Raw genomic sequence first — 18,561 nt, forward strand, 5'->3', positions numbered from 1 at the left:
GGTTCGCGCTCCCCTCAGAGCGCGTTGATGCGGTCGACCATGCCGGCCGGCCAATCCTTCGACAGCGGCGATTCCAGGTATTTCCTGTTGGAATAGGCGCGGAACGCGGAAACGTCCGGCGTATAAACGTCCAGTCCCTGCGCCTTGAAGAACTCGACGAGCTCGGCCTCCTGCTTGATGTACTCCGCATCGCTCCAGGCGAAGGCGGCGTTAGCGGCGTCCTGCATCTTCTTCTGCTGGTCGGGGGTCAGCGCATCGAACACTTTGGCGCTGACCATCAGCAGGCCGAAGCCGACATTGTGGCCAGTGAGCACGATCTGGTCGGTTACCTCGTGGAACTTCATCAGCTTGTTGTTCGGCAGCGGGTTGTCCTGCGCGTCGATCGCGCCCGTCTGCAAGCCGGTGTAGACCTCGGCATAGTCCATCGCGACCGGATTGGCGCCGATCGATTCGCCGAGAAACTGCCAGGCCTCGCCACCCGGCATGCGCAGTTTCACGCCGGCCAGGTCCTCCGGCTTCATGATTTTCCTGTCGCCTTTCAGGTTGACGTGGCGGGCGCCGTAATAGGCCGGAGCCAGGACCACCACGCCCATCTCGTCACGCGCCAGCTTCCTGAACTCGGCGCCGACCTCGCCGTCGAAGATCGCCTTGAGGTGCGCCGGGTCGCGCACCAGATAGGCGGCGGTGAGGATCGAGAAAGCCGGCACCTGCTTGGCGAAATCGGACGGCGGCATCAGCGCCATCTCGAGGTTTCCGCGTTGCACGGCGACGATCTCGGTACCCTGCTTGTACAGGGTCGAGCCGAAATAGGGTTCGAAGACGAAATCCGGGCCGAGTTCCTTGGCGAAGATGTTGATGAGGGCCTGCGAGCGCGGGGCGTCGGCCGTGGTGGAATCGGCGAAGCGCAGCTTGACCGGCTCCGCCAGTGCCTCGCCCGCGCTACCCATCAGGCCGAGCGCGGCGGCGCCCGCCAGCAGCAGCCGCCTCGTCATGGAAATCATCCGTCTCCTCCTGTCTTCACGAGCCGAAGCGATGCTCCGGCAGTCCCTGCCCTGCCCCTTCGATCGCCAGCACCGAGCCCGCCAGCGGCTCGGCGGCGAGTTGCCCGGACGTGAGGAATTTTCGAGCTGTGGTCACGTAGAGCGTCCTTAGATCCGGTCCACCGAAAGCCATGCAGGTGGGATTGGTGACCGGCAGCAGAATGGTCCGGTCGATGCGCCCGTCGGGGCGGTATCGCACGATGCGGCCTCCGGCGAAAAAGGCGGCCCAGACACATCCGTCGACGTCCACGCAGGCGCCATCGGGGCGATCGCGCGTCGCGGAGTAGTCGGCGAAGATGCGGCGGTTGGTGATCACGCCGTCATCGATGTCGAGATCGTAGGCATAGCTCGTGTAGCGGCGCGTGTCGGTGAAGTAGAGCGTGCGGCCGTCCGGCGAGAAGGCGATGCCGTTGGAGACGACGACGTCGCGCTCCATGCAAGTCGCCGTGCCGTCCGGATCGACGCGGTAGAGCGCGCCGGTGGGGCGGGTCAGGCTGTTGTCCATGGTGCCGACCCAGAAGCGCCCGCGCGCGTCCACCCGCCCGTCGTTGAGCCTGTTGTCGAGCCCCTGCTCGAAGGTGATCAGGTCGCAGCGGTAGCCGGTGTCGGGATCGCGGGCGTAGAGCGTCAGGTCCTCCGCCAGCAGCCTGTCGCCCGCCTTGGTCAGTGCCTGCGTGCCGGCGAAGGTGCCGGGCAGCGCCACTGTCGCATGTGCTCCGGTGGCGGGGTCGAAGGTATGCAGTCGCGGGTCTTCAATGTCGATCCACGAGAGCGTGTCGGTCCGATCGCACCACAGCGGCGTTTCGCCGAGGCGGTCGCCGCCGTGGACGACGCATTCGATTCGGGAGATCGGCGCCATCACGTTCATGCTGCCGCCTCGAAATGGTCGGCCATGGCGTGGCGGTCGGCCGGCCGCCCGGTGAAAAGCTCGAAGGCGCGGACTGCTTGATAGATCGCCATGCCGATGCCGGGCAGCGTACGGCAGCCGATCGCCCGGGCCGCCCGCAGCAATTCCGTTTCGGCGGGAAAATAGATGATGTCGGCAACCCATTTGTCTGGCGTGAGCAGAGCCGTATCGAAGGGCGTTCCCGGATACTTCGCCATGCCGACGGGCGTCGTGTTGACGATGCCTGTTGCTTCGCGCACCGCTGCGGCAGCATCCTGGCTCGCCTGGACGCGGTCGCCGAACAGGATCCCCATCCGCGCCACGAGCTCGCGGGCGCGGCCAGCGTCGCTGTCGACCACCGACAGCCGCGCGGTGCCCAACTCCAGCAGGGCGTGCGCCACCGCGGCACCCGCGCCACCGGCACCGAACATGGCGACGCGGTCCATGGCGGCGCCGGGCATCGCCTCACGGAAACTCTCGGTAAAACCCCAGCTGTCGGTGTTGTGGCCCGTCCCGCCCCCATCGCCGAACACAACCGTGTTCACCGCGCCGACAGCTCGCGCCTCGGGCGACAGGGCATCCAGCGCGGGGATGACCGCCTGCTTGAAGGGGTGGGTGACGTTGAGGCCCTGGAATCCGGCGGCCCGTGCGGCCCGCACGACCTCGCCCAAGGCCTCGTCCGGCAGCCCCAGCCGGTCGAAATCGAGCAGAAGATAGGAATAGTCGATGCCGAGGCGCCGGGCCTCGCGCTCATGCATGCCGGGCGTGCGCGAGGACTGGATGCCGCGGCCCACCAGGCCGATGACGACCCTGTCGCCATCAGGCCCGGCTCCATGATGATCGGCGACGAGCCGACCCAGCAGGTCGACTAGGCTGTCGGCCATTCCAGGCAATCCTCCCAGGCGGGTCACTTCGGGGCACGCTGCCCAAGTGCCCTTGTGTTCTCGCGGGCACCGCCGATAAGAAAGGCGATCCCGTTCCGTGGATATTGTACGAACTAGTTAGTATAGTCAATTGCCGGCCGCCGCCGGTGGATCGGAAAATGCATGGCCTTAGACAGCAAGCAGCGGAAGCCGAAGCAGGAAACGGGCGCGACGCGCGCGCAGGACCCCGAGGGAACACGCCGCAACATCCTGGAAATCGCCTCCAAGGAATTCGCCCTGAACGGCCTGTCGGGAGCGCGCATCGACGAGATCGCGGCGCGCACACGCTTCAGCAAGCGCATGATCTACTATTATTTCGGCGACAAGGAGGGGCTCTATCTGCACGCGCTGGAGAACGCCTACCGGCAGGTGCGCGAGGGCGAGGCGCAGCTCGACATCGAAGGCCTTTCGCCGGTGGCGGCGCTGACCAGGCTGGTCGAGTTCACCTTCGACCACCACCATCGGCATGAGGAATTCATCCGCATGGTGATGATCGAGAACATCCATCACGGCCAGTATCTCGAACAGTCGAAGGCGATCCGCGAGCTCAATGTCACGGCCATCGACCACATCGCGCGCATCTATTCGCACGGCGTCGAGGAAGGCGTGTTCCGGCCCGGACTGGACCCGGTCGAGTTGCACTGGCAGATCAGCGCGCTGTGCTTCTTCAACGTCTCCAACCGCGCCACCTTCTCTATGATCTTCGGTCGGGATTTCGGCTCGCCGGCGCAGCTCGAACGGCTGAAGCGCAACACAGTCGAAATGCTGCTGCGTTTCGTTGCGAAAGACGGGGCGCCCGCCGAATAGACCAGGAGTAGCCCTCCCCTCTTGTCGATCAACGAGCCTTGCACTAATAATGTACGAACTGGTTCGTTCATTTGACTTCAGGGAGGAGTCGCGGTGAAGACCTCGATCGCCACGGTGTCGATCGCCGGCGACCTGGAGGAGAAGTTCGCGGCCATCTCCGCGGCCGGCTTCGACGGCGTGGAGATCTTCGAGAACGATTTCCTCGCCTTCGACGGTTCGCCGCGCGACGTCGGCCGCATGGCGCGCGACACCGGCCTGGCGATCACGCTCTACCAGCCGTTCCGGGATTTCGAGGGATTGCCCGAGCCGCAGCGGAGCCGCGCCTTCGACCGCGCCGAGCGCAAGTTCGACGTGATGCAGGAACTCGGCACGGAGCTGATGCTGGTCTGCTCCTCGGTGTCGCCGGTTTCGCTCGGGGGCGTCGACCGTGCCGCCGCCGACTTTCATGCGCTCGGCGAGCGCGCCGGCCGGCGTGGATTGCGCGTCGGCTACGAGGCGCTCGCCTGGGGCAGGCACATCAACGACCACCGCGACGCGTGGGAAGTGGTGCGCCGCGCGGACCATCCGAACATCGGGCTGATCCTCGATTCCTTTCACACGCTGGCGCGCCGGATCGACCTCGCATCGATCCGCTCGATACCGGCCGACAAGATATTCATCGTTCAGCTCGCCGACGCCCCGCAGATCGACATGGACCTCCTCTACTGGAGCCGCCACTTCCGCAACATGCCGGGCGAAGGCGACCTGCCGGTGCGCGAATTCATGCAGGCCGTCGCCGCGACCGGTTATGACGGCTACCTTTCGCTGGAGATTTTCAACGACCAGTTCCGGGGCGGCTCCGCCAAATCCATTTCGGCCGACGGCAAGCGCTCGCTCATCTGGCTGATGGACCGCGTGCGCCGGGAAGAGCCTGAGCTGCACATCGACATGCCGCCCATGCCCGACCGCGTCGGCGTCGAGGCGATCGAGTTCATCGAGTTCGCAGCCGACGACCAGGGAGCCAAGGCCATCGCCGGGCTGCTCCGGACGCTTGGCTTCCGCGAGGCGGCCCGCCATGTCTCGAAGGACGTCGTTCTGTACCGGCAGGGCGGCATCAACATCGTCGTCAATACCGACCGCAAGGGTTTTGCGCATTCGTCCTTCGTCGTGCACGGAACGTCCGCCTATGCGATCGGCCTCAAGGTCGAGGATGCCGCGGCGACCGTTGCGCGGGCCCGCGCGCTGGGCGCGGAACCGTTCGAGCAGCAGGTCGGCCCGGGGGAACTGACCATTCCCGCCATACGCGGCGTCGGCGGCGGCCTCGTCTATTTCATCGACGGCAAGACCGACCTCGGCAAGGTCTGGGACATCGAGTTCCGGCCGGCCGACCAGCCGGAGCGTGGCAAGGACGCCGGGCTGACCCGCATCGACCATGTCGGCCAGACGATGAGCCACGAGGAGATGCCGAGCTGGCTCCTGTTCTACGTCTCGATCTTCCGCACCGCCAAGACGCCGCTGGTCGACGTGGTCGATCCGGCCGGGCTGGTGCGCAGCCAGGTAGTGGAAGGCCTGGACAAACGGTTCCGGCTGACGCTGAACGGCGCCGAGAGCCACCGTACGCTCGCCGGCCACTTCATCGCCGAGACCTTCGGCTCGGGCCTGCAGCACCTGGCGATGGCGACGGACGACATTTTCACAACAGCCGCCCGGCTCAGGGCGAGCGGCTTCGAGCCGCTGCACATGTCGCCGAACTATTACGACGACGTCGAGGCGCGATTCGGGCTCGATCCCGACCTGGCGGACCGGCTGCGCGCCGAAAACATCCTCTACGACCGCGACGAGCATGGCGAGTTCTTCCAACTCTATGCGCCGACCTTCGGCGACGGTTTTATCCTGGAGATCGTCGAGCGACGAGGCGCCTATGCGGGCTACGGCGCGCCGAATGCCCCGTTCCGCATTGCCGCGCAAAAGCGCATGATGCGGCCAAAGGGAATGCCAAGGATCTAGCCGCAATGCAATTCGTCCGCATCAACGGAGTCAGCCTTCACTATCGCTACCGGCCGCGCGCCGGCAGGCCGACCATCGTGTTCGTCAACTCGCTCGGCACCGACATGCGCATCTGGAACGCGGTCGCGCGCCAGCTCTCGGACGACTACGCCTGTGTCTTCTATGACAAGCGCGGCCATGGTCTCAGCGAGCTCGGCGAGGCGCCGCATCGCATCGAGACCCATGCGGCCGACCTCGCCGGGCTGCTCAACCATCTCGGCGTCGCCGGCGCCGTCATCTGCGGCCTGTCGATCGGCGGCGTCATCGCGCAATGCCTCTACGGCACGCACCCGCACGTGATCGAAGGGCTCGTGCTTTGCGACACGGCCTCCAGGATCGGCACCGCCGAGATGTGGAACGGCCGCATCCGGGCGGCGCTCTCCGATGGCATCGCCAGCTTCGCCGACGGCGTGATGGAAAAATGGTTCACGCCCGACTTCCACGAGAAGCGCGGCGACGAGCTCGCCGGATACAGAACCATGCTGACCCGCCAGGAGCCGGCTGGCTACGCGGCCGCGTGCGCGGCGATCCGCGATGCCGATTACAGGACGACCGCCGCCGCGATACGGGTACCGACGCTCTGCGTGGTCGGCGACCGCGACGGCTCGACGCCGCCCGAGCTGGTGGAGGGGCTGGCGCGCTCGATCCCCGGAGCGCGCTTCGAGATCATCGCCGGCGCCGGACACATCCCCTGCGTCGAGAAGCCCGACCGACTGGCGGCTCTCATTCGCGAGTTCATGACCGACGACATGCAGCGGAGGCGCGCATGAGCAACCCACCGAACGGCGCGCGGCATGCGCAAGGCATGGCGACGCGACGCGCGGTGCTCGGCGACGCGCATGTCGACCGCGCCGAGGCCGCCACGACCGAGTTCGACGCGCCCTTCCAGGATCTCATCACGGAAGCCGCCTGGAGCCACGTCTGGTCGCGGCCGGACATCACCGCGCGGGAGCGCTCGATGATCACGATCGCGCTGCTTGCTGCACTCGGCCATGACGAGGAGGTGGCGATGCATGTGCGCGCGACCGCGAATACGGGCGCCACGCGCCAGGATATCCGCGAGGCGCTGCTGCATGTGGCGATCTATGCCGGGGTGCCGGCCGCCAATCGCGCCATCAGGATCGCCAGAAAGACATTCGCCGAAATGGACGCGCAGGCCGCCCAGACATGACAGGCAAGAACCCGCCATCCAACCTCAGGCCGGAAACCGGCGCCTTCTTCCAGCGCGACCGCGCCTGGCACCCGCCGGCCTTCACGCCAGGCTACAAGTCGTCCGTCCTGCGCTCGCCGCGGCGGCCGCTGCTGTCGCTCGACAACACGCTGTCGGAGATCACCGGACCGGTTTTCGGCCACGACATTCTGGGCGAACTCGATGACGACCTCATCTACAATTTCGCGGCACCAGGCAAGGCGGCGATCGGCCCCCGCATCATCGTGCACGGCCGCGTCCTCGACGAGCGGGGCGTCGGCGTCGGCGGTGCGCTGCTGGAAGTCTGGCAGGCGAACGCCGGCGGCCGCTACCGGCACAGAAGGGAGACCTATCTCGCGCCGCTCGATCCGAATTTCGGCGGCTGCGGCCGCACCATCACGGCTGAAGACGGCAGTTATTGTTTCCGCACGGTCCAGCCCGGGCCATATCCCTGGCCGAACGGGCCGAACGACTGGCGACCGGCCCACATCCATTTCTCGGTGATGGGCCATGGCTTCGCGCAGCGGCTGATCACCCAGATGTATTTCGAGGGTGATCCGATGATCTGGAAATGCCCGATCGTGCGCACGATCGGCGATCCCAAAGCCGTCGAGGGCCTCACCGCCGCGCTCGACATGCAGGCGACGATCCCGATGGACGCACGCGCCTACAAGTTCGACATCGTCCTGCGTGGCCGCCGCTCCACGCTTTTCGAGAACCGCAGGGAGGGCAATTGATGGCCCAAAGCCTCGAACGGCTCAGGGAAAGCGCCTCGCAGACCGCGGGACCCTATGTGCATATCGGCCTGACCCCCAATTTCTGCGGCATCGAAGGTGTCTATGCCGCAGACCTTGGCGCGGCGATGGTCGGGGAGAAGGCCAGAGGCGACCGCATCAAGGTGAAGATCCGAGTGATCGACGGCGCCGGCGTGCCGCTGAAGGACGCGCTGGTCGAGGTCTGGCAGGCCGACGCGGCGGGCATCTACAACTCCCCGTCGGATCAGCGCGGCGCGGCCGACCCGCATTTTTTCGGCTGGGGCAGGCAGGCGACGGACATGACGAGCGGCGAATGCGTGTTCGAGACGATCAAGCCGGGCCGCGTGCCGTTCTTCGATGGCCGTCCCATGGCGCCGCACATCACCGTGTGGATCGCCGCGCGCGGCATCAATATCGGCCTTCATACACGCATGTATTTCGGCGACGAGGCGCAAGCCAATGCGCAGGACCCGGTGCTGGCGCGCATCGAGCAGCCGCGCGCAGCCTCCCTGATTGCGCCACGGGACGGCGACACCTACAGTTTCGACATCCATCTCCAGGGCGAGAACGAAACCGTTTTCTTCGACATATGATTTCACCCTTCGATCACCCGCTTCTGGCAGGTCTGCTCGGCGACGCGGAGATGGCGGCCCTGCTCGGTATCGAGGCGGAGCTGGCGGCGATGCTGCGCTTCGAGGCGGCGCTCGCCGAAGCCGAGGCCGAGCTTGGCCTCGTACCGGCCGAGTCCGGATCGGCCATCGCGGCCACGCTGGCCGGTTTCCGGCCGGACATCGAAGCGCTCGGAGAAGGAACCGCCCGCGACGGTGTCGTCGTGCCGGAACTGGTGCGCCAGATCAGGCAGGCAGTTGGAGAGCCGCATTCCAACCATGTGCATTTCGGCGCGACCAGCCAGGATGTGGTCGACACGGCCATGGTGCTGCGCGCCGGCGCATGCCTCGACCTGCTGGAAGCGCGGCTGGCGGCCCTCGCATCGGACTTCGGCGATCTCGCCCGCCGCCTAGGCGATAGGCCGCTGACGGGCCGGACACGCATGCAGGCGGCGATACCGATCCGCGCCGGCGACCGCATCGAAAGCTGGCGCGCGCCCATCCTGCGGCACCTCGAGCGACTGCAAGCGGTGCGCAGTTCCCTTGCGGTCGTTCAGTTCGGCGGAGCCGCGGGCACGCTGGACGGCTTCGGCGACAAAGGGCCCGCCTTGCGTTCCGCTCTGGCCGCGCGGCTCGGACTTGCCGACGCACCGCAGTGGCAAAGCCAGCGCGACCGCTTCGCCGACCTGGCCGGCTGGCTGTCCCTGGTGAGCGGCACGCTCGGCAAGTTCGGGCAGGACGTGGCGCTGATGGCGCAGGCCGGCGAAGTCGAACTCGCCGGTGGCGGCTCTTCCTCCGCGATGGAGCACAAGCGCAATCCGGTCGACGCCGAGATGCTGGTGACGCTTGCCCGCTACAATGCCGTCCAGCTATCGGGAATGCACCACGCCCTCGTGCACGAGCAGGAGCGCTCGGGTGCCGCCTGGACGCTCGAATGGATGATCCTGCCGCAGATGCTCATGTCCGCTGGCGCGTCAACCCGTCTGGCAATCACTCTCATCGGGCGCATCGAGGCCATGGGAAGTCAACCCCCGGCATCTTAGGCGTGGACACCGTGCGCCCCGCTTTGGCGGTGGATGGGCGATCCGCGTATCGCCACGGCGGAACTCGGCGCCTCAAAGATGCTGGAAGTATCCGCCTGGCACAATGATTCGGCGCCGATGGTTCGATGGAGATGCAGTGTCGCCATTGAAACCTTCTCTGCCGGCTCCTATTTTCGACATGCGTCGGGCGTTCTCCTCCCATTACGCACGACGCGTTCCCCTCTGGAGGTTTTGACCTTCACACCTTGGCCGAATCCTTGGATTCGGCCATTTTTCTTGCAGCTCCGGCGTATCCGCATACCGCCGAATCCGGCAGCGGTCCCGGCTACATGTTCTTCAAGTAGAGCGACAGCAGTTGGGTCTGCGAAGAGATGCCGAGCTTCCTGTAGAAACCGAGACGGACCGTGCGATTTTTTGTCAGCGTCTTCACCTTATCGGAGATGCCGAAGGGAGATGGCCGAGCCGACGCATTGGCCGTCAGCGAAACGTCCACCAGACGCACGCGGTCGTGGAAATGCTCCAGGCGCGGCGAGCCGACCTTAATTCGGCGACTGTGAAGGATAGCGCATCAGCCCGTGATCGCGATGATGATTTCGACCGGCCGGAACGACCGGATATCGTCGTTCCTCCTCGATGATCTTGACGACGTGCAGTGCCGCGTTGCGCAGGTAGTATGTGGGCGCGCCCTGTCGCTCGAGGAGTTCGGCAGCATGAAGGACGGAACAGAGAGCACGGTAGAGGTCGTCCGACTTCTGCTCGTCAGGAATCGCGATCGTTGCGCGGCGGCAGAGCCGCCGCAATTCGAGTTCCGTGGGCAAGGCGTTGTTGCTGGACAACACCTGACGCAGTTCGATCAAACGCAAGCTCGTTCTCTCCCTCCCGCATGGCCTGGCGCATAGTCTTCTCGATCGCCGGCACTATGCAGCCCCTGGGTCCTGTCGAGGCCGGCTCGGTATTGCATGGTGAAGGTCGCGACGATCTCGGCGACGGTTCGTTGGTCATGCAGCACGCCGATGCCGTGACCGGCGCTCCAGATGTCGCGCCAAGCCGTGGAACCGTCGAGGAGGTCGCCATAGTCGGCTTGCGGCCGAGCCCCGTCGAACCTGACACCTGCCCGCTCCAGCGACGTCCTGAGGAAGTTGGCCGGCGTTCCGGAAACCCTGTCGGTGTAGACGATGTCGGCGGCCGAGCCGTCTACCACCATCTGCTTGTAGGCGGCGTCGGCATTGGCTTCCGTCGCCGGGATGAAGCACGAGCCGCAGTAGCCGAGGTCGGCTCCCATCACCTGTGCGGCGAGCAGCGCGTGGCCGGTCGAGATCGCGCCCGAAAGAAGCAGGGGACCGTCCCACCATTCGCGGATTTCCTGGACGAGCGCGAAAGGCGACAGCGCGCCCGCATGGCCGCCGGCGCCCGCCGCCACCGCGATCAGACCGTCGGCGCCGCGTTCGATGGCCTTGCGCGCGTGGACCAGATTGACGACGTCGTGCAGCACGATGCCGCCATAGGAACGGATCGCGTCGTTCACCTCGGTTTTCGCCCCGAGCGAGGTGATGACGACGGGAACCTCATGCCTCACGCAGAGTCTGACCTGCTCGTCGAGCAGCTTGTTCGAGCCATGCACGATGAGATTGATCGCATAGGGCGCGGACGGCTTGTCGGGATGGTCAGCGTCGTAGGCGGCAAGCTCGCTGCCGATGCGGGACAGATACGCGTCAAAGACTTCCGGCGTACGCGCGTTGAGCGCCGGCATGGAGCCGACGACACCTGCCTTGCACTGCGCCAGAAGCAATTCCGGCCCCGACACGATGAACATCGGCGCACAGACCATCGGGAGCGCCAGCGGCTTGCCGTGCGGTGTCCAGCAGGTCAAGCGCAGCCTCTCCGGTTCAGATCGCACGCTGACGGCCCTTCCAGTGGGGATCGCGCAGCTTGCGCTTCAGGAGCTTTCCGCTGTCCTCGCGCGGCAGCGAACCATGGAACTCGATCCTGCGCGGCACCTTGTAGTTGGTCAGCCGCTCCTTGAGGTAGGCCCGGATACCTTCGGCGTCGCCGGCGGCGCAGTCGCGCAACTGGACGGCCGCGACCAGGCTTTCGCCGAGATCGTCGTCGGGCACGCCGTAGACGGCGCAGTCGCGGACGTCCGGATGCATCAGAAGAACCGCCTCGATCTCCGCCGGATAGATGTTCACCCCACCTGATATGACCATGTCGTTCTTGCGGTCGCAGAGGAACAGAAAACCTTCCTCGTTGACGTAGCCGACGTCGCCAAGCGTGATGAGCCCGTCATACTCCACCTCGCGCCGCTGCTGATCGCGGCCGACATAGGTGAAGTCGCCATAGGCGGGATTGCGCGCATAGATCTCGCCGATCTGTCCTGAAGGCAGCGGAACGCCTGCGTCTCCGAGTATGGCGAACCGCGTTCCCTCAAGCGGCCTGCCGACCGTGCCGGGATAGCGCAGCCAGTCCGGCGACCGACAGAAGAACGTCACACCCTGTTCGGTACCGCCGTAGACCTCGTTGATGACGGGTCCCCACCAGTCGATCATCTCGCGTTTGACCTCGGGTGGGCACGGGCCTCCGGTGTGCGTCACGGATTTCAGCGAGGACAGGTCGTAACGGCGGCGCACCTCTCGCGGCAGCTTCAGCAAGCGGACGAAGGCCGTCGGCACGAGGGCGACATGCGTGATCCTGTGTTCGTCGATGATCCTGAGCACCGCCTCGGCATCGAATTTCGGCTGGAGAACGGCGATTTCCGCCTCGGCGACCGCCGCCCTTCCGCTCGCGTCCGGCATTGCGTGATAGAGCGGGCCGAGCACCAGAGCCCGCGTCCCGGGGCCGATGCCGAAGGTCAGCCGCTGGAACTTGGTGAATTGCGCCATCTGTTCCGGCGTCATGCACGGCTTGCGCACGGCCTTGGGGCGGCCGGTGGTCCCGGACGTATAGAGGATGGCGCCGCGCGGTGGCTTCGGGGCCTCCGTCCAGGGATCGAACTCCTGCAGCCATTCCTTCCAGATGCGTGCCGCTGGAAACAGTTGCCGCGCCTTGACGGTCGCTTCGCACTCCTCCGCCGAATTGCCTTCGGTCGGCACGAGGAACAACTCCATGGTCTCGGGGATCGCGTCGTCCACGCCGAGCAAAACGTCGGAATGGGCCACGAGGACGCGCGGCCTGGCGTCGGCCAGCACATAGGCGATCTCGTCACTCTTGTTATGCCAGTTCAGCGGGACGGCATAGACGCCGATCGTGGACGCTCCCCGGCTCGCCTCGAAGAAGGAGAAGTCGTTGCGCATGAGTATCGCGACGGCGTCGTTCTCGCCAAGCCCGAGCGAATGGAAGCCGCTGGCGGCGCGCAGACCCTGCTCGAACAGCTGGGCCCGCGTGACCATCCTGTCGCCGATGACGATCACATCCTTGAGCAAATGGTCCTCCCTCCCTGTCGCATAGGCCGTTTTCGCGACCTCCTCTCCCGCTCGCCGCATGAGAGCAGGAAAAAAGCCGGCTGACGGTCCCTGTGAGAGGGGATGTGAGGTGCCGCGGGCCGCCAGCTTACTCGGTGCGATCGACAGGAGGAGATGCATGAGCAAGGATTGGGTAGGCCGCGAGATCCACGATGGGATCGGCGTGCTTACGCTCAACCGCCCGGAGGTGATGAACGCGGTCTCGCCCGGCGTCGTGGCGGTCATCGAGGAGGCTTTCCTCGAGCTGACCAGGCCGGGCAGCGGCGTTCGCTGCCTCGTCATCACGGGTGCCGGACGCGGATTTTCCTCGGGTGCCGACCTGTCGGAGGACGCGGTCGCGTCCGACGGCGCGGCGTCGGTGCTGCAACGGGTCTACCATCCGCTGCTCAGACTGCTGCGCGACTGCGAGCTGCCGATCGTCACCGCGGTGAACGGCGCCGCCGTCGGCGCGGGCATGAGTCTCGCCATGATGGGCGACATCATCGCCTGCGCGCGCTCGGCCTATTTCCTGCAAGCCTTCCGGCGTATCGGGCTGGTGCCCGATTGCGGATCAAGCTGGCTGCTGCCGCGCCTCGTCGGAGCCGCGCGGGCACGCGAGATGTCACTGCTCGGCAACAGGATCACCGCCGAACAGGCACTGGAATGGGGTCTCGTCAATCGCGTCTTCGACGATGCCCAGCTGATGCCGGAGGCGCTGTCGCTGGCACGGCAGCTTGCCGACGGACCTGTCTCGGCGCTCGGCATGATCCGCCGGCTCTACTGGGAGACGAGCGGCAATTCCTTCGAGGAGCAGCTGGAGTTGGAGGATCGCCTCCAGCAGGTCGCGAGCAACGGCGCCGAATTCGCCGAGGGCGTCGCCGCGTTCCGCGAGAAGCGTGCGGCGGATTTCAGGGCGATATGATCGCCGGCTTTCCCGGGGAGACCTGTTCTTGACGATCAACGGCAAGGCATACATCGCAGGCGCCTTCGAGCATCCAATACGCAAGGCGACCGGCAAGACGATACCGCAGCTCCACGCCGAGATGGCGGCCGGAGCGCTGGCCGACGCGGGCCTCACCAGCCGGGACGTGGACGGCTTCTTCTGCGCCAGCGACGCGCCGGGCATGGGCGGCCTCAACATGGCCGAGTATCTCGGCCTGCGCCCCCGTTATGTCGACAACACCGACACGGGCGGCTCCTCCTATATCCTCGCCGTCGGACATGCCGCGCAGGCGATCGCGACCGGCAAATGCTCGGTCGCGCTGATAACGCTTGCCGGCATGCCGCGCACGGCCCGGGGGCCCAAGGGAGAAGGCGCATTCTTCGACGATCCTATCTGCCCGGACGTGCCTTACGAACTGCCGTTCCGGCATACGATCGCCAATCTCTACGGCATGTCGGCCAAGCGCCACATGTATCAGTACGGCACCACCAGCGAGCAGCTCGCCTGGGTGAAGGTGGCAGCCTCCCACCATGCACAGCACAATCCGCACGCCATGCTGCGCGACGTCGTCACGGTCGACGACGTCGTCAACTCTCCGATGGTTTCCGACCCGCTGCGCCGGCTCGACTGCTGCGTGATCAGCGATGGCGGCGGTGCGCTGATCGTGGTCTCGCCGGAGATCGCCAGAAGCCTGAAGCGGCCGCTCATAAAGGTGCGCGGAGCCGCCGAGGCGATCAAGCATCCCAATGGCGGCCGCAACGACATCACCTTCTCGGGCGGCGTGTGGTCAGGACCCGCCGCCTTCACCGAGGCGGGGGTGAAGCCATCCGACATCAAATACGTCTCGATCTACGATTCCTTCACAATCACCGTGGCGATCGCGCTCGAGGATCTCGGCTTCTGCGAGAAGGGCGAAGGCGGCCGCTTCGTCGCGGACGGCAATCTCATATCCGGCGTCGGCAAATTGCCCTTCAACACGGATGGCGGCGGTCTTTGCAGCAATCACCCCGCCAATCGCGGCGGCATGACGAAGGTCATCGAAGCCGTCCGCCAGTTGCGCGGCGAGGCGCATCCCGCCGTGCAGGTGAAGAATTGCGATCTGGCGCTCGCGCACGGAACGGGCGGCTATCTGCCCACGCGGCACGGCAGCGCCACGCTCATCCTGGAGAGTGTCTGATCATGGATGCGGCCGTCGAAACGATCACGCCAGAACGCGATGCCGCGCCGCAGTGGCGCTCGACCGGCGGAAAGCTGCTGATCCAGAGATGCGAGGAATGCGGCGATGCGTTCCACTATCCCCGCGTCGTCTGCCCTTATTGCCTGAGCGACAGGCTCGCCTGGGTCGAATGCGCGGGAACGGGGCGCATCTACTCCTTCAGCGTCATGCGCCGCGGCGATCCCTACGCCATCGCCTTCGTCGAACTCGACGAGGGCCCGCGCCTGATGACCAACATCGTCGACTGCGATCTCGACGCGATCGAGGTCGAGCAGAAGGTGCAGGTCACCTTCCGCGACGTGGACGGAATAGCCACGCCCATGTTCCGGCCGCTCGAGGCCTGAGCCGACAATCATCGAAGCGAAATCCGGAGGCTACGAGACATGACGTTGAGACTTGACGGAAGGGTGGCGGTCGTCACCGGGGCGGGCGCCGGACTGGGGCGCCAGCACGCGCTGCTGCTCGCCAGGCAGGGCGCAAAGGTGGTGGTCAACGACCTTGGCGGGAGCACCTCCGGCGTCGGCAGCGATTCCGCGGCGGCCGACAAGGTCGTGGCCGAAATCAAGGTGGAGGGCGGCACAGCGGTCCCCAATTATGAGAGCGTGTCCACGCAGGAGAGCGCCGAAAGAATCATCAAGACCGCCGTCGACGCGTTCGGCAAGATCGACATCCTCATCAACAATGCCGGCATCCTTCGCGACAAATCCTTCGGCAAATCGGACCTGAAGGATTTCGCCGAGGTGTTCCAGGTCCACTACTGGGGCACCGTCTTCTGCACCAAGGCCGCCTGGGGCCCGATGAGCGAGCAGAAATACGGGCGCGTCGTCTTCACCACGTCGGTAGCGGGGACCAGCGGTAATTTCGGCCAGTCGAACTACGGCTCGGCGAAGGCGGGCATGCTCGGCCTCATGAACTGCCTGGCGATCGAGGGGCGCAAGAACAACGTGCTCGTCAACGCCATCTCGCCCGGCGCGCTGACGCGCATGACCGACAATCTCGGGCTCGACGAGAGTTTCATGAAGAAGCTCGACCCGGCCTTCGTCTCGCCGGCCGTCGCCTGGCTCGCCAGCGAGCGCTGCGACGTGACCGCCACCATCATCACCGCCGCAGCCGGCGGCTTCGGCCGCCTGCATTTCTTTGAGACCAAGGGCGTCCAGTTCGATCCCTCGCAGCCGATAACAGTCGAGCTTTTCGACCGAGCCTTCGACCGGATCAACGACCTGTCGACCGCCGACCCGACGACGCCGGGTACCGAGGGCAGGATGCAGGAGCGGCTCGACACGCTGGCAAAGCCGGCCGCCTGAACACCGGGCGATACGGAGGACAGGCCGTGGATCTTTCCCTGAACGCCGAAGACAGGGCATTTCGCGAAGAGGTCCGCGCCTTCTTCCGCGAGCACCTGCCCGTCGACATAGCGGAAAAGACGCGGCGGTCCTTTCACCTGCACCCGGAGGATATGCTGCGCTGGCAGCGCATCCTTCACGAAAAGGGCTGGGCCGCCCCCGCCTGGCCGAAGCGGTATGGCGGCCCGGGCTGGACGGCGCTGCAACGCTATATCTTCGACGAAGAGCTGTGCATGGCCGACGTCCCCCTCCCCCTGCTGGCCGGGCAGGGCGTGAACATGGTCGGCCCCGTCATCTACACCTTCGGCAGCGAGGAGCAGAAGGCGCACTACCTCCCGCGCATCCTGTCGGGCGAGGACTACTGGTGCCAGGGGTTCTCCGAGCCTGGCTCGGGCTCCGATCTCGCCTCGCTGAAGACCCGCGCCGTCGCCGACGGCGACGACTACATCATCAATGGCCAGAAGATCTGGACCAGCCTCGCCCACAACTCCAACATGATCTACTGCCTGGTGCGCACCGATCCCGCGGTGAAGCCCCAGAGGGGCATATCCATGCTGGTCTTTCCTATGGATACGCCCGGCATCACGGTGCGTCCGATCATCTCGATCGACCGCGGGCACAGCCTCAACGAAACCTTCTTCGAGAACGTCCGGGTGCCGCGCTCCAGCCTTATCGGCGAGGAGGGCAAGGGCTGGACCTATGCAAAATTCCTGCTTGGCCACGAGCGCTTCACCATCGCCGAGATCGCGCGGTCGAAGCGCCGTCTGCAGCGCCTGCACCAGATGGCGCGCGAGACGGCCGTGGGCGATGCCACGCTCGCCGACGATCCCATCTTTCGCGACAAGACGACGGCGATCGAGATCGATCTCCTGGCGCTCGAACGCATGGGGCTGCGCGTCGCCTGGGAGATGGACCAGGGCATCGACAACATGCTGTCGGCCAGCATCCTGAAGCTGCGCGGATCGCAGATCATCCAGGCGGTGACGGAACTGTCCGTCGAGGCGATGGGCTATGCCGGGCTCGCCTATGAGAGTCTGGAGAGTGGGTGCACCCACTCTCCGTCGGCGCCCGACATCGCCCAGGGCAAGATGGAGGAGTTCCTGTTCCTGCGCGCCGCGACCATCTATGGCGGCTCGACCGAGACGCAGCAGAACATCCTCGCCAAGATGATCTACGCCGGAGCCTGAGGAGACGGGTCATGGATTTTCGCCTCAGCGACGAGCAGGCGATGCTCAGGGAAAGTCTGTCGGGCTGGTTGGCGCGCAACTACGGCTTCGAGCAGTGGCGCAGGCTCACCGCGCGGCGGCCGCCCTACTCCTTGGAGAACTGGGACAGCTTTGCCGCTATGGGCTGGCTGCGCCTCGCCATGCCCGAGGACACCGGCGGTATGGGTCTCGGCGCGATCGAGGAAGCCGGGGTCGGCGAGGCCTTCGGATCGCATCTCGTCGTCGAGCCCTATCTTTCATCGATCGTCCTGTCGGCCGGCCTCATCGCATTGGCTGGCACGGCGGCACAGCAATCGGCGATGCTGCCAGCCATCGGCGGCGGCCGGCTGCGCATCGCTTTCGCCCATGCCGAGGCGGAGTCACGCTTCGAACTCAGCAGGATCGGGACGCGCGCGGCGCGCACCGAAGCCGGCTATGTGCTCAGCGGGCGCAAGATCCTGGTTCTCGACGCTCCGGGCGCCGACAGGATCATGGTGCTGGCACGCACCGCCGGCGATATCGCCGCGGAGGCGGGGCTCGGGCTCTTCATCCTCGACCCCAAAAGCCAGGGCGTCTCGCTGCGCTCCTACACGACCGTCGACGACCGGCAGGCCGCCGATCTCGTGCTGGATGGGGCGGTCGCCGAGGAGGTGCTCGGCGATCCGGAGGCAGCTTATCCGGCGGTGGCTGCCGCAACCGACCGCGCGCTCGTCTATCTCTGCGCGGAAGGCGTCGGCGCTATGAGCGCGCTTTGTGAACAAACTCTGGCCTATGTCAGGATAAGACAGCAGTTCGGCCAGCCGATCGGCGACTTCCAGGTCATCCAGCACCGCGTCGTCGACATGCGGGTCCAGCTGGAATGCGCCCGCGCGCTGACGCTCTACGCCGCCAGCGTCGCGGATGGAGAGCCGCTCGAACGGGCCCGGGCCGCGTCGGCCGCAAAGGTACAGGTCGGGCGCTCCGCGCGCTTCGTCGGTCGCGCCGCGGTGCAACTGCATGGCGGCATCGGCATGACGGACGAGCTGGCGGTCGGACACTATTTCAAGCGGCTGCTGATGGTCGAGACCCTGCTCGGCGATATCGATTTCCACCAGAGGCGCTTCGCCAGCCTGCCATCCGAGCTGGCGTGAGCCGACCCGGT

General features: G+C 65.9%; 19 protein-coding genes. 13 read left to right on the plus strand and 6 right to left on the minus strand.

Annotated features, from left to right (window positions below):
- Positions 1-14: 14 nt before the first annotated feature.
- From dctP to C7I84_RS02375, 3 genes are read right to left on the minus strand one after another with little or no spacing between them, the layout of a single operon-like run.
- On the minus strand, positions 15-1,001 hold the full coding sequence (dctP, locus tag C7I84_RS02365; RefSeq protein ID WP_106770551.1) for a TRAP transporter substrate-binding protein DctP: 987 nt from the start codon (positions 999-1,001) through the stop codon (positions 15-17).
- 16 nt (positions 1,002-1,017) lie between these two features.
- The gene (locus C7I84_RS02370) at positions 1,018-1,908 is read right to left on the minus strand and encodes an SMP-30/gluconolactonase/LRE family protein (protein ID WP_106770552.1); all 891 of its coding nucleotides are present in this window, start codon (positions 1,906-1,908) and stop codon (positions 1,018-1,020) included.
- Positions 1,905-2,810, minus strand: coding sequence for a shikimate dehydrogenase (locus C7I84_RS02375; RefSeq protein WP_106770553.1), 906 nt, complete (start codon positions 2,808-2,810; stop codon positions 1,905-1,907). The genes C7I84_RS02370 and C7I84_RS02375 overlap by 4 nt, the downstream gene beginning before the upstream one ends.
- Before the next feature lie 162 nt (positions 2,811-2,972).
- On the opposite strand from C7I84_RS02375, the gene C7I84_RS02380 reads away from it, so the two are divergent.
- From C7I84_RS02380 to C7I84_RS02410, 7 genes are all read left to right on the plus strand, one after another.
- Positions 2,973-3,656 carry a TetR/AcrR family transcriptional regulator gene (locus C7I84_RS02380; RefSeq protein WP_106770554.1) on the plus strand — a complete coding sequence of 228 codons (684 nt, stop codon included), beginning with the start codon at positions 2,973-2,975 and terminating at the stop codon, positions 3,654-3,656.
- A 93-nt stretch (positions 3,657-3,749) separates the two neighbouring features.
- Positions 3,750-5,642 carry a bifunctional sugar phosphate isomerase/epimerase/4-hydroxyphenylpyruvate dioxygenase family protein gene (locus C7I84_RS02385; RefSeq protein WP_106770555.1) on the plus strand — a complete coding sequence of 631 codons (1,893 nt, stop codon included), beginning with the start codon at positions 3,750-3,752 and terminating at the stop codon, positions 5,640-5,642.
- A gap of 5 nt (positions 5,643-5,647) precedes the next feature.
- Complete coding sequence (gene pcaD / locus C7I84_RS02390) at positions 5,648-6,451, plus strand: 3-oxoadipate enol-lactonase (RefSeq protein ID WP_106770556.1); 804 nt, start codon at positions 5,648-5,650, stop codon at positions 6,449-6,451.
- Complete coding sequence (pcaC, locus tag C7I84_RS02395) at positions 6,448-6,852, plus strand: 4-carboxymuconolactone decarboxylase (RefSeq protein ID WP_106770557.1); 405 nt, start codon at positions 6,448-6,450, stop codon at positions 6,850-6,852. Before pcaD ends, pcaC begins: the two co-directional genes overlap by 4 nt.
- Complete coding sequence (gene pcaH, locus C7I84_RS02400) at positions 6,849-7,607, plus strand: protocatechuate 3,4-dioxygenase subunit beta (protein ID WP_106770558.1); 759 nt, start codon at positions 6,849-6,851, stop codon at positions 7,605-7,607. The genes pcaC and pcaH overlap by 4 nt, the downstream gene beginning before the upstream one ends.
- Positions 7,607-8,218 carry a protocatechuate 3,4-dioxygenase subunit alpha gene (gene pcaG / locus C7I84_RS02405; protein WP_106770559.1) on the plus strand — a complete coding sequence of 204 codons (612 nt, stop codon included), beginning with the start codon at positions 7,607-7,609 and terminating at the stop codon, positions 8,216-8,218. Before pcaH ends, pcaG begins: the two co-directional genes overlap by 1 nt.
- The gene (locus C7I84_RS02410) at positions 8,215-9,276 is read left to right on the plus strand and encodes a 3-carboxy-cis,cis-muconate cycloisomerase (protein WP_106770560.1); all 1,062 of its coding nucleotides are present in this window, start codon (positions 8,215-8,217) and stop codon (positions 9,274-9,276) included. The genes pcaG and C7I84_RS02410 overlap by 4 nt, the downstream gene beginning before the upstream one ends.
- A gap of 539 nt (positions 9,277-9,815) precedes the next feature.
- On the opposite strand, the gene C7I84_RS02415 is transcribed toward C7I84_RS02410, so the two are convergent.
- The 3 genes from C7I84_RS02415 to C7I84_RS02425 are packed head-to-tail and all read right to left on the minus strand — an operon-like array spanning position 9,816 to position 12,695.
- Entirely contained in the window at positions 9,816-10,139 is a 324-nt protein-coding gene (locus tag C7I84_RS02415) for a hypothetical protein (RefSeq protein ID WP_133170048.1), read from the minus strand.
- Positions 10,130-11,104: an NAD(P)H-dependent flavin oxidoreductase gene (locus C7I84_RS02420; protein WP_106770712.1), complete on the minus strand. Its 975-nt coding sequence runs from the start codon at positions 11,102-11,104 to the stop codon at positions 10,130-10,132. The genes C7I84_RS02415 and C7I84_RS02420 overlap by 10 nt, the downstream gene beginning before the upstream one ends.
- A gap of 58 nt (positions 11,105-11,162) precedes the next feature.
- Entirely contained in the window at positions 11,163-12,695 is a 1,533-nt protein-coding gene (locus C7I84_RS02425; RefSeq protein ID WP_207770950.1) for an AMP-binding protein, read from the minus strand.
- Between the two features lie 157 nt (positions 12,696-12,852).
- Between C7I84_RS02425 and C7I84_RS02430 the strand changes: the two genes are divergently transcribed.
- Genes C7I84_RS02430 through C7I84_RS02455 form a run of 6 tightly spaced genes read left to right on the plus strand, consistent with a single transcriptional unit; the run spans position 12,853 to position 18,550 of the window.
- The gene (locus tag C7I84_RS02430) at positions 12,853-13,635 is read left to right on the plus strand and encodes an enoyl-CoA hydratase/isomerase (RefSeq protein WP_106770562.1); all 783 of its coding nucleotides are present in this window, start codon (positions 12,853-12,855) and stop codon (positions 13,633-13,635) included.
- A gap of 28 nt (positions 13,636-13,663) precedes the next feature.
- Complete coding sequence (locus tag C7I84_RS02435) at positions 13,664-14,833, plus strand: thiolase domain-containing protein (protein WP_207770951.1); 1,170 nt, start codon at positions 13,664-13,666, stop codon at positions 14,831-14,833.
- Positions 14,834-14,835: 2 nt separating this feature from the next.
- Entirely contained in the window at positions 14,836-15,216 is a 381-nt protein-coding gene (locus C7I84_RS02440) for a Zn-ribbon domain-containing OB-fold protein (protein ID WP_106770563.1), read from the plus strand.
- 39 nt (positions 15,217-15,255) lie between these two features.
- Positions 15,256-16,176, plus strand: coding sequence for an SDR family NAD(P)-dependent oxidoreductase (locus tag C7I84_RS02445; RefSeq protein ID WP_106770564.1), 921 nt, complete (start codon positions 15,256-15,258; stop codon positions 16,174-16,176).
- A 26-nt stretch (positions 16,177-16,202) separates the two neighbouring features.
- Positions 16,203-17,402: an acyl-CoA dehydrogenase family protein gene (locus C7I84_RS02450; RefSeq protein ID WP_106770565.1), complete on the plus strand. Its 1,200-nt coding sequence runs from the start codon at positions 16,203-16,205 to the stop codon at positions 17,400-17,402.
- An 11-nt stretch (positions 17,403-17,413) separates the two neighbouring features.
- Positions 17,414-18,550, plus strand: coding sequence for an acyl-CoA dehydrogenase family protein (locus C7I84_RS02455; protein WP_106770566.1), 1,137 nt, complete (start codon positions 17,414-17,416; stop codon positions 18,548-18,550).
- The last annotated feature ends 11 nt before the right edge of the window (positions 18,551-18,561 follow it).

It is taken from the genome of Kumtagia ephedrae (genome assembly GCF_003012745.1).
GTDB classification, from domain to species: domain Bacteria; phylum Pseudomonadota; class Alphaproteobacteria; order Rhizobiales; family Rhizobiaceae; genus Kumtagia; species Kumtagia ephedrae.

Coding starts and splice junctions, on each gene's coding strand:
- dctP (WP_106770551.1), bottom strand. CDS start 1,001: ATGATTTCCATGACGAGGCGGCTGCTGCTGGCGGGCGCCGCCGCGCTC.
- C7I84_RS02370 (WP_106770552.1), bottom strand. CDS start 1,908: ATGAACGTGATGGCGCCGATCTCCCGAATCGAATGCGTCGTCCACGGC.
- C7I84_RS02375 (WP_106770553.1), bottom strand. CDS start 2,810: ATGGCCGACAGCCTAGTCGACCTGCTGGGTCGGCTCGTCGCCGATCAT.
- C7I84_RS02380 (WP_106770554.1), top strand. CDS start 2,973: ATGGCCTTAGACAGCAAGCAGCGGAAGCCGAAGCAGGAAACGGGCGCG.
- pcaD (WP_106770556.1), top strand. CDS start 5,648: ATGCAATTCGTCCGCATCAACGGAGTCAGCCTTCACTATCGCTACCGG.
- pcaC (WP_106770557.1), top strand. CDS start 6,448: ATGAGCAACCCACCGAACGGCGCGCGGCATGCGCAAGGCATGGCGACG.
- pcaH (WP_106770558.1), top strand. CDS start 6,849: ATGACAGGCAAGAACCCGCCATCCAACCTCAGGCCGGAAACCGGCGCC.
- pcaG (WP_106770559.1), top strand. CDS start 7,607: ATGGCCCAAAGCCTCGAACGGCTCAGGGAAAGCGCCTCGCAGACCGCG.
- C7I84_RS02410 (WP_106770560.1), top strand. CDS start 8,215: ATGATTTCACCCTTCGATCACCCGCTTCTGGCAGGTCTGCTCGGCGAC.
- C7I84_RS02420 (WP_106770712.1), bottom strand. CDS start 11,104: ATGGTCTGTGCGCCGATGTTCATCGTGTCGGGGCCGGAATTGCTTCTG.
- C7I84_RS02430 (WP_106770562.1), top strand. CDS start 12,853: ATGAGCAAGGATTGGGTAGGCCGCGAGATCCACGATGGGATCGGCGTG.
- C7I84_RS02440 (WP_106770563.1), top strand. CDS start 14,836: ATGGATGCGGCCGTCGAAACGATCACGCCAGAACGCGATGCCGCGCCG.
- C7I84_RS02445 (WP_106770564.1), top strand. CDS start 15,256: ATGACGTTGAGACTTGACGGAAGGGTGGCGGTCGTCACCGGGGCGGGC.
- C7I84_RS02455 (WP_106770566.1), top strand. CDS start 17,414: ATGGATTTTCGCCTCAGCGACGAGCAGGCGATGCTCAGGGAAAGTCTG.